Origin of the sequence: Peribacillus simplex, assembly GCF_001578185.1 — a bacterium.
Lineage (GTDB): Bacteria > Bacillota > Bacilli > Bacillales > DSM-1321 > Peribacillus > Peribacillus simplex_A.
This window is the reverse complement of the sequence record NZ_CP011008.1, coordinates 1,515,171-1,530,669: the sequence shown is the minus strand read 5'-3', so window position 1 is coordinate 1,530,669 and position 15,499 is coordinate 1,515,171. Positions and strand designations below refer to the sequence as shown.

20 protein-coding genes and 1 pseudogene are annotated in these 15,499 nt (G+C 39.6%); 5 read left to right on the top strand and 16 right to left on the bottom strand.

Annotated features, from left to right (window positions below; all coding sequences use genetic code 11):
- Window positions 1–3 precede the first annotated feature (3 nt).
- The gene (rpmF, locus tag UP17_RS07215; RefSeq protein ID WP_034313929.1) at window positions 4–177 is read right to left on the bottom strand and encodes a 50S ribosomal protein L32; all 174 of its coding nucleotides are present in this window, start codon (window positions 175–177) and stop codon (window positions 4–6) included.
- A gap of 65 nt (window positions 178–242) precedes the next feature.
- Window positions 243–764 (bottom strand): YceD family protein, encoded by a 522-nt coding sequence (locus UP17_RS07210; protein ID WP_061462313.1) that lies wholly within the window; start codon window positions 762–764, stop codon window positions 243–245.
- Between the two features lie 218 nt (window positions 765–982).
- Here UP17_RS07210 and UP17_RS07205 point away from each other — a divergent pair, with 218 nt between their 5' ends.
- Window positions 983–2,188, top strand: coding sequence for a nucleotidyltransferase (locus tag UP17_RS07205; protein WP_061462312.1), 1,206 nt, complete (start codon window positions 983–985; stop codon window positions 2,186–2,188).
- Between the two features lie 113 nt (window positions 2,189–2,301).
- On the opposite strand, the pseudogene UP17_RS28655 reads toward UP17_RS07205, so the two are convergent.
- The 3 genes and pseudogenes from UP17_RS28655 to UP17_RS07190 form a co-directional block, all read right to left on the bottom strand.
- Window positions 2,302–2,767: pseudogene (locus tag UP17_RS28655) on the bottom strand (IS3 family transposase); the annotation flags it as partial.
- Window positions 2,768–2,950: 183 nt separating this feature from the next.
- The gene (locus tag UP17_RS07195; protein ID WP_061462310.1) at window positions 2,951–3,976 is read right to left on the bottom strand and encodes a SepM family pheromone-processing serine protease; all 1,026 of its coding nucleotides are present in this window, start codon (window positions 3,974–3,976) and stop codon (window positions 2,951–2,953) included.
- On the bottom strand, window positions 3,966–4,763 hold the full coding sequence (locus UP17_RS07190; protein WP_061462309.1) for a patatin-like phospholipase family protein: 798 nt from the start codon (window positions 4,761–4,763) through the stop codon (window positions 3,966–3,968). Before UP17_RS07190 ends, UP17_RS07195 begins: the two co-directional genes overlap by 11 nt.
- Before the next feature lie 264 nt (window positions 4,764–5,027).
- On the opposite strand from UP17_RS07190, the gene ylbJ reads away from it, so the two are divergent.
- Window positions 5,028–6,245 (top strand): sporulation integral membrane protein YlbJ, encoded by a 1,218-nt coding sequence (gene ylbJ / locus UP17_RS07185; protein ID WP_061462308.1) that lies wholly within the window; start codon window positions 5,028–5,030, stop codon window positions 6,243–6,245.
- Window positions 6,246–6,286: 41 nt separating this feature from the next.
- Here the strand turns inward: ylbJ and coaD are convergent, their stop codons facing one another.
- Window positions 6,287–6,778: a pantetheine-phosphate adenylyltransferase gene (coaD, locus tag UP17_RS07180; protein WP_061462307.1), complete on the bottom strand. Its 492-nt coding sequence runs from the start codon at window positions 6,776–6,778 to the stop codon at window positions 6,287–6,289.
- Window positions 6,779–7,354: a 16S rRNA (guanine(966)-N(2))-methyltransferase RsmD gene (rsmD, locus tag UP17_RS07175; protein ID WP_061462306.1), complete on the bottom strand. Its 576-nt coding sequence runs from the start codon at window positions 7,352–7,354 to the stop codon at window positions 6,779–6,781.
- 470 nt (window positions 7,355–7,824) lie between these two features.
- Here rsmD and UP17_RS07170 point away from each other — a divergent pair, with 470 nt between their 5' ends.
- Window positions 7,825–8,214 carry a DUF7147 family protein gene (locus tag UP17_RS07170; RefSeq protein WP_061462305.1) on the top strand — a complete coding sequence of 130 codons (390 nt, stop codon included), beginning with the start codon at window positions 7,825–7,827 and terminating at the stop codon, window positions 8,212–8,214.
- 53 nt (window positions 8,215–8,267) lie between these two features.
- Here the strand turns inward: UP17_RS07170 and UP17_RS07165 are convergent, their stop codons facing one another.
- Window positions 8,268–8,543, bottom strand: a complete 276-nt coding sequence (locus tag UP17_RS07165; RefSeq protein ID WP_048684554.1) for a YlbG family protein — start codon at window positions 8,541–8,543, stop codon at window positions 8,268–8,270.
- 137 nt (window positions 8,544–8,680) lie between these two features.
- Here UP17_RS07165 and UP17_RS07160 point away from each other — a divergent pair, with 137 nt between their 5' ends.
- Window positions 8,681–9,004, top strand: a complete 324-nt coding sequence (locus UP17_RS07160) for a hypothetical protein (protein WP_061462304.1) — start codon at window positions 8,681–8,683, stop codon at window positions 9,002–9,004.
- 242 nt (window positions 9,005–9,246) lie between these two features.
- On the opposite strand, the gene UP17_RS07155 is transcribed toward UP17_RS07160, so the two are convergent.
- The 5 genes from UP17_RS07155 to UP17_RS07135 all read right to left on the bottom strand — a co-directional run bounded on the left by UP17_RS07155 (window position 9,247) and on the right by UP17_RS07135 (window position 12,585).
- Window positions 9,247–9,696, bottom strand: coding sequence for a YlbF/YmcA family competence regulator (locus tag UP17_RS07155; protein WP_061462303.1), 450 nt, complete (start codon window positions 9,694–9,696; stop codon window positions 9,247–9,249).
- Window positions 9,697–9,756: 60 nt separating this feature from the next.
- Window positions 9,757–10,182 (bottom strand): hypothetical protein, encoded by a 426-nt coding sequence (locus tag UP17_RS07150; RefSeq protein WP_061462302.1) that lies wholly within the window; start codon window positions 10,180–10,182, stop codon window positions 9,757–9,759.
- A gap of 60 nt (window positions 10,183–10,242) precedes the next feature.
- On the bottom strand, window positions 10,243–10,485 hold the full coding sequence (locus UP17_RS07145) for a YlbE-like family protein (protein ID WP_061462301.1): 243 nt from the start codon (window positions 10,483–10,485) through the stop codon (window positions 10,243–10,245).
- Window positions 10,486–10,497: 12 nt separating this feature from the next.
- Window positions 10,498–10,929, bottom strand: a complete 432-nt coding sequence (locus UP17_RS07140) for a YlbD family protein (protein ID WP_061462300.1) — start codon at window positions 10,927–10,929, stop codon at window positions 10,498–10,500.
- 621 nt (window positions 10,930–11,550) lie between these two features.
- Window positions 11,551–12,585, bottom strand: a complete 1,035-nt coding sequence (locus UP17_RS07135; protein ID WP_250211772.1) for a CAP domain-containing protein — start codon at window positions 12,583–12,585, stop codon at window positions 11,551–11,553.
- Window positions 12,586–12,928: 343 nt separating this feature from the next.
- On the opposite strand from UP17_RS07135, the gene UP17_RS07130 reads away from it, so the two are divergent.
- Window positions 12,929–13,291: a YugN family protein gene (locus tag UP17_RS07130; RefSeq protein ID WP_061462299.1), complete on the top strand. Its 363-nt coding sequence runs from the start codon at window positions 12,929–12,931 to the stop codon at window positions 13,289–13,291.
- A 109-nt stretch (window positions 13,292–13,400) separates the two neighbouring features.
- Here UP17_RS07130 and UP17_RS07125 read toward each other — a convergent pair whose 3' ends face one another.
- From UP17_RS07125 to ctaF, 3 genes are all read right to left on the bottom strand, one after another.
- A complete protein-coding gene (locus UP17_RS07125; protein ID WP_061462298.1) occupies window positions 13,401–13,862 on the bottom strand; it encodes a DUF420 domain-containing protein in 462 nt (153 codons plus the stop codon).
- Window positions 13,863–14,112: 250 nt separating this feature from the next.
- A complete protein-coding gene (gene ctaG, locus UP17_RS07120; RefSeq protein WP_061462297.1) occupies window positions 14,113–15,015 on the bottom strand; it encodes a cytochrome c oxidase assembly factor CtaG in 903 nt (300 codons plus the stop codon).
- 148 nt (window positions 15,016–15,163) lie between these two features.
- On the bottom strand, window positions 15,164–15,499 hold the full coding sequence (gene ctaF / locus UP17_RS07115) for a cytochrome c oxidase subunit IVB (RefSeq protein ID WP_061462296.1): 336 nt from the start codon (window positions 15,497–15,499) through the stop codon (window positions 15,164–15,166).

The window sequence follows — 15,499 nt, the reverse complement described above, 5'->3', positions numbered from 1 at the left end:
AAATTATTTTGCGACAACTTCTTTTCCTTTATATGTTCCACATTCTTTACAAACGTGATGTGAAAGAGTCATTCCACCACAGCTCGGGCATTCTACCATACCAGGTACTTGAAGCTTGAAGTGTGTACGACGTTTTCTTTTTACAGTTTTCGACGTTCTTCTAAAAGGTACAGCCATTATTCCCACCTCCTTAAAAAATATAAAAAAGCTGGAAAAATCGGATTAGCGATTTTTCGTTCCAATCAAGATTCTTTATTGTTGTCAAAAAAGTCGGCAAGCTTTGCAAATCTCGGATCAACCTTATGCTCATTTTCTACTTCAGAAATAACAGCCCAGTCTTTCCCAGATTGAGGAGCAGCTTCGTTTGAATCGACATCCTCACAAAAAACCTGCATCGGAATTTCTAGCAATAAATTTTCTTTAATTACCGGTATAAGGTCTACAACGTCACCTTCCACAACAGTGACATCATCTCCGTAGAAATCAGTGCCATCTGCCTTTAAAAGAAAGGTTTCCTTTGTATCAATATCAATCGGATATTTAACGTCTACCAGTGTTCGGGAGCAAGGTAATGTTAATTCACCTGAAAGATGCAAGTGAAAAGTAATCTCGGTAGAGCCTATATCAGCTCTTCCTGCTACTCTAATCGGAGAAACATCGCGAATTTGCGGGTCTCTTTCTCTAATGTCTAAGACATCCACCAGTTCATCAAACCGTAAATCTTTGTCCCGAATTTTTTGAAGTTGACTAATTGTCCATTTCAAATGAAATCACCTCAAGGCAACAAAAATAATTATAGCTTTCAATTATAAGTTTGTCAATATTTTTTCTTTACACTATAATGTAGTCATCCTAACTGATTATCCATGGTTAAGAATCTTTTCAAACAAAAAATCAAGACGAATCATTATAGTAATTTTACTTGAAATACTATTTTAGCACTAAGTTGAAAAAATACAAAGTTTTTCTCTGAGGTGAACGAATGAAAGCTTGCGGTTTAGTTGTCGAATATAACCCTTTTCATAATGGACATGTTTTACATGCAAGAGAAAGTAGAGAAAAAACAGGGGCAGATATTGTTGTGGCAGTTATGAGTGGACCCTTTTTACAACGTGGCGAGCCTGCTATCGTCAGCAAGTGGACACGTGCCGAAATGGCCTTGAATGGCGGCATAGATCTAGTCATCGAGCTTCCCTATGCTTTTGCAACACAGAAGGCGGAGATATTTGCAAAAGGATCTATCTCTCTTTTGGAATCCCTTGGCTGTGATTCTTTTTGCTTCGGAAGTGAGGATGGCAGAATTGAACCATTCATCACCGCCCATAGAATTCTTACGGATAATTCCGCTGCATTCGATGCCGCCATTAAATCGTACATGGATGCCGGTAATAGTTATCCGTCCAGTGCTGCCAAGGCCTATCGATCGATCACCAATGGCGATGCGGCACTGGATTTGACGAAGCCTAATAATATTCTTGGAAAGGAATATGTAAGTGCAGCCCTTTCTAACGGCTTTTCCATTCGCCCTTATACGATTCAAAGGGTTGCTGCCGGATACCATGAAACAAAGTTGTCAAAAGACCCTATTGCCAGCGCAACTGGGATACGTAAAGCCATCCATGAACAGCAGGAATTGAATCCCGTTTCCAGTTATATTCCTCAACCGACAATGAGTGCTCTTGAGCAATATTTATCGACCTATCATGCATTACATGACTGGGAAATGTATTGGACCATGTTGAAATACCGAATCCTGTCTTCCTCTTTAATCGAATTGGCAGAGATTTACGAAATTGAAGAAGGCATAGAACACCGAATAAAGGAGATGGCCAAACAATCTTCGAGCTTTACTGGATTCATGGCCGCTCTGAAGACAAAACGCTATACATGGACACGCCTTCAGCGGATGTGTGTCCATGTATTGACTCATACATTAAAGGAACAAGTGATTCACAATGACCAACCAGCCTATATCAGACTTCTTGGCATGAATGGCCGGGGACAAGAATATCTTCGTACCGTTAAAAAAGGCTTACCTCTCCCGCTCATCTCTAAACTTTCGTCCTATCAGAAGCAGGACATCGATATGGACTTACGAGCGGCACAGGTGTATGCATTGGGCTTGTCCGAACCGTATCAAGCTGACTTGATGAAACGGGAATATGAAGCCCCCATCATTATCAAATGAAGATGCATTTAAGCTTGGCCTGCCCGGTCCTTACATGTAAAATCAGCTAATCAAAAAAGCGGAAACAGAAGATGACTGTGAAGTGAACACAAAAAGTTAGACAATTCATTTAGTTACGCTGCTCCTAAGGATTGAGTTCGGTATTGCACCGGACTTAGTCCTATTAATTTTGCCTTGATCCGTTTGTGATTATAGTATTCGATATAGTTTTCCAGCTCTTGTTTGAAATGGGACATCCTGTAGCATCCTTGCAGGTAATGTAATTTTGATTCAAATTTTTGATGACCGCGTCATCGAGACAGTTTCCTTTACGGGACATACTTTGTGTAATCCCATGGTCCTCGAGAGCTTGTACATATTGCCTCATTTTATTTGCCACCCTTGATCCGAATGAAGGACAGGGGTCTCTAAGCAAGCTTGATCTAACATCTTGGACACAAGCTCGAAAGACAGGGCGTATTTCAATCGTATAAGAAATAATTTCACCATTGTATAGATCGAGAATAGGTAAAGATATCATTTTTCAACAAAGAGATGAAACTCTGTCACCCATTCTCGTTCAGGTTTAATGCCGTGAAATTATTGAAGCTGGGCTCACGGAATGAGATGCATGGTACTCAGCGATTTTACGGGATCCTATCCTTCCAAGTACAACGAAACCACTTCTACTTTATCTTCAAATAATCTCACCATAAAAAATACACCTCCAATTGCTAGACTTTTGTCTAACAATTGGGGTGAGGTTCACTGCCTGCGCTTTTTTTATTTTTCTTTTTCTTTTAGATTAGTTAAATAGGCTAAAGCATCCTCAAAGTTGTCAACCGGAACGATCTTCATGTCCGTTCCAATGTCCTTTGCTGCAATGAGTGCATCTTCATAATTCGAATCAGCCGCTCCGTTTTCATTTGGGGCAAAGAATATTTCTGCCCCAGATTTATCGGCAGCCACTATTTTCTGTTGAATCCCGCCAATTGGACCGACTGTACCATCATCCGACATCGTTCCTGTACCGGCAATATCATATCCTTTTGTAAGGTCGCCTTCTGTTAATTGATTATAAATCTCCAAAGAAAACATTAAACCGGCAGAAGGTCCGCCTATTTGTTCTGAATCTATGGCAATCGACGGTTTTGTGGTCACCTTTCGATTATCATCTAGCGAAATGCCTATTCCAACCCTATTTGGGTCATCTTTAAAAGGCTGCAATGAAAGAACGGCTGTTTTCTTCGTCTCCTCCCGCTTATACACTATTTTTACTTCATCTCCAGCTTTTTTTCCATTAATGTAATCCATGAATTCCTGTGCAGACTTGAAATTAACATTATCGACCTGAATGATTTGGTCGCCCGCTTTCAGTTCTTTAGCTGCCGGCATTCCTTTAAGCACGTCCAAAACATAAACACCCAGGTACTTGTAATCAACTTCTTTCCCTGCTTTTTCATATGCTATCTGAATGGCATTATTTTTAGATTCATCCATTAAGTGAAGCTGCCTGATATTATATTCTTCATCTGTTTCATCTTCGCTTCGAATGGAGGTTTCCGGATAAAGCTCCTGATATTTGCTCCACTTCGCCAGCATATAGGAATAAATATTCGCCCGGCCCATCCTTACAGTGGTTAACATAAAGCTGCCTTTCGCTTCATCTCCTCCGGAAACCTCTATGATTGGCTCCAATTCTTTAGCCATTCCTGGTTTTGTTACATAAAAAGGTAGAGAATAAAGGGCTGATGCTATGAGAAGTATAGCCACCACCAGGAAAGTGCGTACATACATTTTACGGCTCATTTTCAAAGGACTCCTTCCAAGTAACAATGCTTTGCTTAATTTGATCTATCTTTCCTCTTGCAGCTTCTTCTCCAATACTAATTATTTCCTGAACGTTTGTAAATGATTTCGAGCTGTATTTCTCAACCCTGGGGCGGATCATGACGTCTGAAGCAAACTCCCTGCTTTTAACCAGCTCCATTTGCAGGATATCGAGGCTTTGCATAATGACATCATATATGGAGTTTATCTCCATATCCTGTTTCACGTGGGCTACATCCACTCCAATTATGATATCGGCTCCCATATCCTTCACGACGGAAACAGGGACCCTGTCAACAACCCCGCCATCAACAAGCAGCCGATTTCCAATTTTCTCTGGAATGAAAATACCTGGAATGGAGATGCTTGCCCTTACAGCTGGAGCGATGGGACCTTCCTGAAAAATGACCTTTTCCCCCGTTTTTATATCAGTGGCGACCACTGCCACAGGAATATCGAGTTCTTCAAATTTCTTACCATATGTAAATACCCTGATTAAATCCTTTGTCCGTTTACCTGAAATGAGGCCCATTTTAGGTATGGTAAAGTCTAAATAATACTTTCGCTTAAATGCACGGGACAACTTATACAGCCTCTCGATATCCGAACCTGCTCCATAAAAGGCCGCAACCATAGCGCCCATGCTGCTTCCAGCAATCATATCTATCGGAATGCCTTCTTGCTGTAATACCTTTATCACTCCAATATGTGCAAAACCCCTAGCTCCTCCTGACCCAAGTGCAAGCCCGACCTTTGGTCTCGACAAAGATATCCCCCCCGCTGAAATAACACTCATTCAAAGTTATGGTCTTAAACGGATTTATAGAAGCATATTATTTATATTGACAGTGAAACAAGCATTGCAGTAAAAGCCTATAACCATGTAATTGAATGGCTACATTGAAATTTCCATTGTACGGATCATCCTCATTTCATCCTGTACATTACTTTTCGAGAAAAGGAAATTCATATTTTATTATATACGAAACGGACTGCCCTTATTTAGTAACCTTCAAGAGGAGGCTGAATTTTGCTAAAATCAAAATCTAAAACAGTACTGTTAGCTACCTCCGTCACGATGATGGCAGTTGGCTTGATCATCTTCCCCCAAGAATCTTTCGAAGCTTCCAAAAGCGGGCTGAATATGTGGTGGAAAATTGTTTTCCCTTCTCTTCTACCTTTCTTGATTTTCTCGGAGTTATTAATCAGTTTTGGGGTTGTCAGGTTCATCGGCGTCATTCTCGAACCATTTATGCGTCCATTGTTCCGTGTACCAGGAGTGGGCGGGTTTGTTTGGGCGATGGGACTTGCATCAGGGTTTCCAGCTGGAGCGAAGTTCACTGTAAGGCTGCGTCAGGAGGAGCAATTGACCCGCATTGAAGCTGAAAGACTTGTTTGTTTTACTAATTCATCAAATCCATTGTTCCTGTTCGTTGCCGTCGCCGTAGGGTTTTTCCACAATCCTCATTTAGGGATCATCCTTGCGCTTTCCCACTACCTAGGAAATTTTTGTGTAGGCATCATCATGCGTTTTTACCGTTGGAAAGAAGAAAAATCCCCTACAAAAGTAATGAACAAGCTCCCCTCCATTAGACAAGCGTTTAGCCAGATGCACAGAACCCGAATAAAAGAAACAAGACCATTTGGCAGTTTACTTGGAGATGCCGTGATCTCATCCATTCAAACCTTATTAATGATTGGAGGATTCATCATACTCTTTTCGGTAGTCAACAAACTTTTATTTCACATGAATATTACCGGATTGCTCGCATCGTTGGTCGCAGGGATTTTACATATTTTTAATTTCCCGGATTCCTTAAGCCTACCGTTCATATCAGGCATGTTTGAAATGACTCTTGGTTCAAAATTAACCAGTTCGGTCGAAAATGCAAATCTCTTTCAGCAAACTGTGATGACAAGTTTCATCTTGGCTTTCAACGGATTCAGCATTCAAGCGCAAGTTGCCAGCATCATAGCAGCAACAGACATTCGTTTCACTCCCTTTTTTCTGGCTAGGATAGCACATGGCCTTCTGGCATCCATAATCACTGTCTTGCTTTGGGAACCATTCTATAATGACAATAGGTACAGCGGCAACCGGATACACGCCTTCCCAGTCAGCGGATCTGGTGACCATGCGCATTCCCTTTATCAGAACATGCTTGATTTCGGTCCTATTCTTACCCTCGCGTTTTTGATCCTATACATCATCATATTTACCAAAAGGCTGTTCAAAGGCCTTTCTTAAACCGAAAAAAGAGCATTGCGCGGTTAGCAATGCTCTTTTTTCTATTCTTTCTGTTCCTCGTACTTTTTGGAAAGAGCTTTCTGGACAACAGGTGGCACTAGTTCAGAGATATCCCCGCCATATTTCGCAACCTCTTTCACAATACTTGAACTCAAGAAAGAATATTGATTTTTCGTCATGATAAAGAATGACTCTATTTTACTGTTAAGGAAACGGTTCATTGAAGTACCCTGCATTTCATATTCAAAGTCGGAAGTCGCCCTCAGTCCCCTGATAATGGCATTCGCGGAAACGCTTTCAGCATAGTCGACCGTCAATCCTTGATAGAAATCCACTTTAACATTTGGCATATGGGCCGTTGCTTCAGTAATCAATTCCAGCCTCTCCTCCACTGTGAACAGTGAATTTTTCGCTGAATTGTTCACGATGACCACATATACTTCATCAAAAACATTCGCCCCCCTTTGAATGATATCAAGATGACCAAATGTTATTGGATCAAAACTCCCCGGACAAATCGCTATTTTGGACATTCATAGTTCCCCCTGTTCGTGTACGTTTCCCCATTGATAAATCGTAACGGCAATGACGCCATAAACCTCTTTTCTCTTAACGGTAAAATCGCCAACTCTTTCTGGCAATGTAACATCATGGCCATGTTCACAAACAATATATCCCATATCGCTCAGCAATCGGTATTTATGTATTTCTTCAAGAATCTCCACAAGCTTTTGTTTCTTATAAGGTGGATCAAGAAAAATTAATTCAAAAGTCATTTCCCTTTTCACCAAAGCTTTCAATGCACGCTCTGAATCATTTTTATAAACTTCAGCACGGTCTGAAAACTTACATAGTTCCAAATTGGCCTTAACCGTTTGATTTGCTTTAAAATCCCGGTCAACAAATATGGCTTTATCCATGCCCCTGCTTAACGCTTCAATTCCCAGTCCACCGCTCCCGGCAAACAAGTCCAGGACTTGCCCTCCTTCGAAATAAGGCCCAATCATATTGAAAATGGATTCCTTAACTTTATCAGTAGTCGGCCGGGTTCCTGTACCCGGTACAGCCTTAAGTGGTCTTCCTTTGCAAATTCCGGAAACGACCCTCATCATTCTCACCACATTTTTTGACAAATTTCTGTTACTTTCCTATCCTAACATATTAGAAAAAGCTAGCCAATAATAAAAGCCATTTCCTTCAATTCCAAGATGAAAATCAACTTATCATTTCGTACCTTGGATAGATGATATCCATTCTTTAGATAAATCACTTACATTTTGAATAATAAAGTGGTTTTTGGCAATAATAAAAATAACAACATTCCTTTTTAGGTGTTGTTGCCAACCGCGGAGAAGGCTTACGTTTCCCCATAAGTTCTTCCTCCGGTTTCTCCTCTCCCTTTGCCTTCTGGTCCTTATTTAGACATAGAAGGACCCTGCAAATTTTTGCAGGGCTTTTTTTATTGATAAAACCTATGATACCTAAGTTTCTTTTTCATGATTCGTCACTGAAGTTGTCCTTCTCTTTTATGAGGGATAATGATAAAGTAATGAATAAAAGTTAGTTAGGAGAGGTTTAATTGATTCAACGTTTTATTGAACTTGGACAAGGATATTCCGATATATATGAGTTGCTGGAAGTAGGACGCAATCAGAAACATCGGGTCGCAAGGCTTTTGGCTTTGCATACTACAATAAATGATAAAAAGGTAACGTCATTGGTTATCGTCATGCAGCCTACAGATCCAGGTAAATTCCAGCCGCTTTACATTTGCCGTGAAGGTATACCGAACCCCCACGCCACCAAAAACAAACGCTATGAGCTTTTTGAGAACTTGGCGGAGGAACTGGATAAATCCATAATTGAAATCGACATGAAACCTTCGGTGCTCTTTGCAGAAATCGAGTTGTATTACCAACACTTAATCGGAATTTTGCGAATGAACAGATATCTGCCTCCATTAGGTTGAGAGATATTGATGCACTAATTGAAAAAGGCTGACTCCGCAAGAGTCAGCTTTTTTTAAATTCCCATTTTATAATCATATTCTTTCGCTTTATCCGGTTTGGAGTTTTCGAATTCCACCTTCAAAAAAGGCTTGTAAGAAAGGTCCACTTTTTTTACGAACGAATAATTATTCAGCTTTTCCACCAGTGGTTCCACTTCATCCATATTCGTATAAAGGACTACGTATTTCAACTTTTTTGAAACATAATGGATGTTCCCAAATTTCCTAAGCATTTTGGCTTGTTTTAATGTATGTAAATAGACGATGATTCCCTGTCTCGCTCCAAGCATATCAATAACTCCCTTTTATAAAGGTTTTAACTAAGTGTAGCATAGCAGAATCTTTACTTTCAACCAAGAAAAAAGATTATAAACGAAATTCTCTTACTATTATGAATATACACACTGTGAAGGGAGCCGAAAAAACGATGGATTTAGACCAAATTTGGCAACAATTTATGGATCATCTATTAGATAATGATGAAATCACCAAAGTTTCGATAAAAAAATTCACAGGTATACCATTTTTATATATCGATTTTCATCCGGCACAAAGTGATAAAAGTAAGCTTTCTATCATAATAAAAAAAGCCGCAGGCCATTCAATGCGTGGCAAGCAGCTCCATTGTGAGACCATTTTCGTACGGCAGGAAGAACCTTTATATGTATTCCGTCATCGTTTTTATGTGCCGCAGCAAAAGATGTTTTGCTGCGGCAATCTTTGCCCGGACTGTATCCTATACCGCAGTTAACCCCTTTTAGTTTTCAATCGCCTTTGTAACCTATCCATAATATAAAAAAAGGCGAAAAACTGGTGAAAGGTTCAAAGAAGGAATTTTTTATACATGCATCGTTTCATTCCTAACACTTTCTGTAGAAGGTGCCGTATATGAAACAGCCACCGAACTCCGAAATAATATCGAATTTCGATGGCTGCAGGTTCTTTCCATAACCATAAAAGCCGGCAAACAATGGTTATGGTCTGGCTATTTCATTAAGCAGAGCATCCACAACTTCCGCCAGTTCCGCAACTTCCCGTCGAACATCCACCTGATGATACAAAAAATGGATTGCCCGCAGGGGTTTTGACCTGTTCTGAAACCGCTCGTCCTATTCTTCCGCTTATTTCATCAAGAACGGATTGCAATTCGGTCTCCGCCCGCTTAAACTCGGCAACGGCAGGATGCATATCCATGTCTCGTTTAGCTTCCCTTGTCTCTAAATTGATACGCTTATAATCCGGATGATATTTACCGAACCTTTGAACATCTTCAAATAGATCCTTTAGTGAAGTAAACTTGGAAATTTTCCGCTGTGCCTCTTTGTCGCTCTGTAATTTATATAAACTAAGGAGATATTCTTCCCCTATTTCAGAATGAAGGATCATTTCAGCTAATCCTTCAGCCTGTTGTAAAATGTCGATGATTTCCATAGTAGCAAGCATTAACAAGCTCACCTCCATCACCATTTTACCATTTCTCTCTTTCACATGCTAATGGTTTGATTAAATCGAGGAAGTAATATGTACTTCAAACTCTTTTTGAAGCCCTGTTTTTTCACCTGAAGCATTCAAAATCTCCAGCTTAATTTTATGCATGCCATCCGGGACATCCTTTAAGATAAATGCAGCCGTTCTCATATCGACTTTCTTTTGATTATCAATAAATACAGACACAGTTGCCAATTGTTCAGAATTCGTTTCAGAAAACACATAGTTTTTCAAGTAGCACTCCACATAGACGGAGTTGCCTTTCACAAAAGTTTTTACCCGAAAGTCCTCATCTGAGATTCGGACGCTCGATACAGTGGTGGCAGCTTTAAGGGAAGGTTCACCTTGTAGGGCTACTCCTGAATTTTCAGGTTCCGGTATTTTCTTTCCACATCCCGATGCTGCCATCAACACTGTTAGAACCACAATCAACTTTCTCATAACATCGTCCCCCTTTTGCCTTTATTGTTCGCCAAAAGGAGTAATTTACTCTTTTTTTCTTCATTCACCTGGAGCATTCATCGCTTGAAACATATGAAGCATCATGGAGGCAACCTGGACGCTTTCCGAAAATTTAGAAACCCGATGTGGAATAGACTTCTCAAAAAAATATTTCGCTTCAGTTTCAAATACATCCACTTCATGAGGATTACGCATTAACCTTTTGTACCAGGCAGGTTGAATCCTCAAGTAATTTCGCATATCATCATTCGTTTGAATGAATTCATATATATTCTGACGCATGAAAAACCCTCCTTAATCTTTAGTGAATAAAAAAGGGTTAGCTCTCTGCTCTCTTTCTTTTTTAGGGGGACTGGTATCTTCTGATTTATTCCCTTGGAAAGCAGATAGCACTCCTTGGATTGCACCAATGGCCTGATTGGCATTTGTAATATATTGTTGAATCTGGCCCATATCCATATTTTTAACTGCACTCATTAACGAACCGATCAACTCAGTACTTTGGTCTCCCTTTTCTACCGGCGGTGATGGGGCTTCTGAATTCACTTTGGACTTATCCACGCTTACATCAGCCTGCCAGCGTGGATGATCTTCTCCGAGTAAATACCATTCTTCAAAAAGTTCCTGCCATGTTGCTTGCTTGTTTCTCACTTCATTCACTAAAAAAGGATGCTCCTTGACAAACTCCCGAAATCGATCGACGGAGGGGCGCTTTCTTTTTGCCATTACTCTCACCTCACACTTAGACATCGCCTATTGCACCATATGCTATAAGCAAATAAAATGTGCATCAAATTCCGCTTCAAATGCAATTGGATTTCATATAGTAAAAAAGGATGTATGTTCATACCGGATACAAGTGAATTAAACAAGGATTTCCAGAACCCGGTTCAGTCTGTAGATGAAACGGAGTTATCGGTTTTATCTGGAATTGACTCAGATCTAAAAGCCAAAGAGACCCAAAGTAAATATTCTTGTATTTCTAACCTACTGCAATAAAAATTGCAAACAGGGGAAGACACTTACAATGATCATGCCTAAAAAACCCCTCTTGTACATAATGTATTGAAAATTACATATGGGGCATGATTGCTACCTTGATAGATTCGGGGATGGGTGCCTTGCAAACTCAACATGTCCACAAGGGTACCATTACTACGGATTTCCAAGTTCGATATGTGAAACCCTCCAATGGTGATCGATTAAAGTGTACGAGTAAATTAATAATAGAGGTAGTAAAACGATCATCATCGAGGGGAAGGTCAACCATGATGACGGGGAACTTTATGCTGTATAGACAGGAAATTTTTTAGAACAAGAAAACGGACCCCAAACGGATCCGTTTTTTTATTTTTTTATAAAATTCTGGGTGTAATACCTTTTATAAACCCCAACACCCAGACCTGTAAATTCCTCGTTCAGCATCGCATCCCGATGCCCTTTACTATTTAGCCAGCCCTCCATGACTGCAGCCGCGTCCACATAATTAGCCGCAATATTTTCACCTGCTGCCTTGTATTTAACATGACCTGCATCGAGACGTTTTTCCAAATCCCCTTTTGTTTCAGAAACATGGGTTCCTTCAGGAGCGTCCGTCATTTCCCGGCTATGAAGGTAGGCAACCTCAGCAGTTGGACCATCCCATTCTAAAGGATTAAGTTTAAACCTGCTGCGCATTATATTTGTAATATCGAAAATTTGCTGCTCATTGCCACCTTCCACTTTCGCCAAGTCTTCTTTAGAAAGTTCCTTGACGGTCACAAGTTTACCATGATAGGTCAATTCATACGGCTTTTGTTTTAATAGGGCGGAATCATTCAAAAATCGGACGCTTGAAACAGTCCCTGTGAATTTATCCAAATAAAGCTGAACATAAATGTTCCCTAGATCAATCAATGGCCTCATGTTCATATCTTCCTCCGACAATTCAAAACGATAGGAACTGTCGCCAACTTTAATATCAACAGTAGGTTCCACATATAAGCTGGAATAGATGGCATCAATCGATTGTCCAATTTTAAAAGGAGCGACATTAACCTTATCACCGATTCCATAAGCAGATACCACTTTTCCATTCTCTACGGCCAGTTGAAAATAATTGTTATAGTCCTTTTTATAAACCCACCATTCATATCCATAGGCGGACATATCAATTCGATCCGGCTTACCGTATTCCTTTTCTATTTCTTTTGCCTTTTTTCCAATTGTTACCCCCAGACCTTCTGTCACTTTAGTCACCCCTTCTTTTTCGGAAGAAGTACTTTTTTCATTTATATGTCCATTGGGGTTAACGCCTTTGTTACCATCAATAAGAGGGTTACCTTCATTTTCATCGCCGATATTAAGATAAATACCTATTACGAAAAAAATAACGATTAACACCAAAACCTTTCCTAATCTGTGCAGAGGAACACTCCCTCTCTCTATCTAATTTATGTATCCAATGCAAAAACCATTCTGTCCTGATTATATCACTGTTCAATCATAATTTTCTAATTTACGATAGACTGCCCCTTCATTAAATTTATTTTAAAGTGGAACTTTTGTGAATCATTAAAATACCGTGGTTGAGTTCATTGCAACTTCCACCATTTCGTACTATTATAAAATATAGGATAAAATGGTATATTATAAACATACTTGGAGATTTTTAATATATTCATGTACATAATATTTTCCCGGTATGTCATTTTAATTCCCAATAGAAACATAGGAGGTACTATTCGTGAAATTTGAAAGCTTTGGAATCGAAAACATCACAGCCGACTTAAACCGATTAGATGACCTAATGCCGCAATATGGTTTAATACGTGCCGAACAATGGGATTACGAAAGAGTCAGTTACGATCGTAAGTTCGAATTAAAAGAAGGAACGTTTTACCTGCGAATACTTGGCTATGCTACAGAGGGCGATGTAGGCGCTCACAGAGCCGTCATCAAACTAATGGTTCCTCTATTAGGAAAACATTATTATCCACACGGAGTTGAATATGGCGAAGGGGAGGACTTCCCTGCATCATTAGTTAAACAAAGTGAAAAAATCCTCGCTCAGATCAAAGAAGAACTTACACAATTCACCGGCCTGTAAAAGCCGTTAGTAAAAAGTGCGGTACAAGGGAGCGGATCATGAGTGATGCTCTCTTTTTTTCCATTACAAAAGCCTGATGCTTTTTTTTGCATCAGGCTTCTTCATCATTTTAAAATCCTAGGATCGCCTTTATTAAAGATGTTGTTTCGCCGCCATGATAAATGACATAAAGCAGGATGTAAACGGCTACTCCAGTAATCCCAGTGAAAAACCAAATGATGCTTGTCGTAGGTCCGATTTTTTTATGAATGGCGAATTTACCTTTAAACCCAGTGGTAAGCATGATGATCCCCAAAACAGCTCCAGTTGTAGCAAGTGTTATATGGAAGATTAAAAAAATCGTATAATAAATTTTAATGTCATCCGGTCCACCAAATGACGTACTGCCAATAAAGACCGTACGAGTAAGGTATATAGTGAAAAAGATTACCGCAAAAACCGCAGCTACCATCATGGTTTTTTTATGAGTCTCGATTTTGCGTTGTTTAATTTGATACCAGCCTATTGCAACAGTGATGGCACTTAATACAATGAAGGCTGTACTTATCGTTGGAAGGATTGGTAAAGACATATGAATTGTAGTCCTCTCTTTATTTATTAATCAACTACCATTTTATAAAAGGTAATCATAAATTTCAATAAAATCAAGTATTTTTAACAGAATGCTCACTTTTATGGTGATATCCAAGACAAAACACTGGCTATTTGCTTAGAAATTGATAATCTGATAACCATTTACAATCGTCACCGGTAAAACCTAGCAGGCAATGACAACATATAAAAAACTTGCCTCCCCCCCAAGACAAGTCTTTATGGTACAACTATTCCACATGCTGGAATTCCGAAGGTATCGGATCGATTTCATTTTGTCCGCCATTCTCCTTTTTGAACCAAGCAAAGAAAATGACACCTAATACATAGCCTAATACGATTTCTTGGATCACCTTCATAAGAACCCCACCAAGCTGTTGATCCTCAAGCAATGGCAGTCCATTGAACATTTCTGGACCGCTGAGTGTCAAACCCGACAGTGCTGAAGCGGGAACGCAAAGTTCCATGGCACTTGCCCAAGATTCCGCATTGGTAAACGTATCATACATCGGATCATTAGCAAAAATGATTAAAGCGCAGGCTGGGGTCATTAAAATGCCACTGCCGAAAATATAAGCTACTTTTTTTACACCTGTTAGACTTTCATGTTCTGGCAATTGATTGACAAGTGGGAACCACATCAAAACTGCAGTCGTAAATAATAGCACCGTATATCCGGCATGTATCCACATCCCCGTTTTGATAAAGTCGAACACTAACGGGATATGGTACAACGAGAAAAGAACATTAAATAGTAAAAGGGCGACAAGCGGTCTCGTGAAAAATTGAAATAACGCCTTCACTCCCCTTGAATTTATGAAAGTTCTCAATAGCCAATCCGGAATCGCAATGATAAATAAAGGCGGAATCACAAGATAGAGCAATGCCATTTGAAACATGTGGGCACTGAACATAATGTGACTCAATAAATCCAGTGGCGAACCCTTTACCACATAAAGCAGGAACATGGCTGTTAAAAAATAAGTTGTCTGTTTAACGGAAAGCGGTGAACTGCCTGAAAACGCCTTCCCTTTTTTTGTCACAAACAAAAAATAGCCAAGGGTTATAAGTACGAGGGCGGCAAAATAATAAGGACTCCACAAAGCGCGAAATCCGAAAATATCAATGGACAAAAAATCACCTCGTTCAAAACAATTTTCTTACTTCCATTATAACTAAAATGAAACATGATAACAAATATAGATAAACTTGGATTCTTTTTCTAGTAAATCAACACATAAAGAAAACCGGCTATCATGCAATAGCCGATTTTCTTATGGTTTATAACCAAACGATCGTTGTGAACACAAGGACAGTTATTAAGCCGACTGCAAGACCAGAAAATAAAAACAATGCAATGGTACCATGCCCTTTGTGCTTCATGTGCATAAAATAATACAATTGGAAAACCACTTGTATGACTGCCAGTAGCAAAATGACTGGTTTAATGAACCAATGTGAAAACCCTTCGATTCCTACTGCAGCAAAAGCAAGTAATGTAAAGAAAATCATTAGTATAAATGTTATCACTTGATGTTTCATCTCTTCAGCATTTTTCTTACGGCGATATTTTAAATCGACATTCGGGTTCGCTGAATTTGATTGTTCATTCGCCAT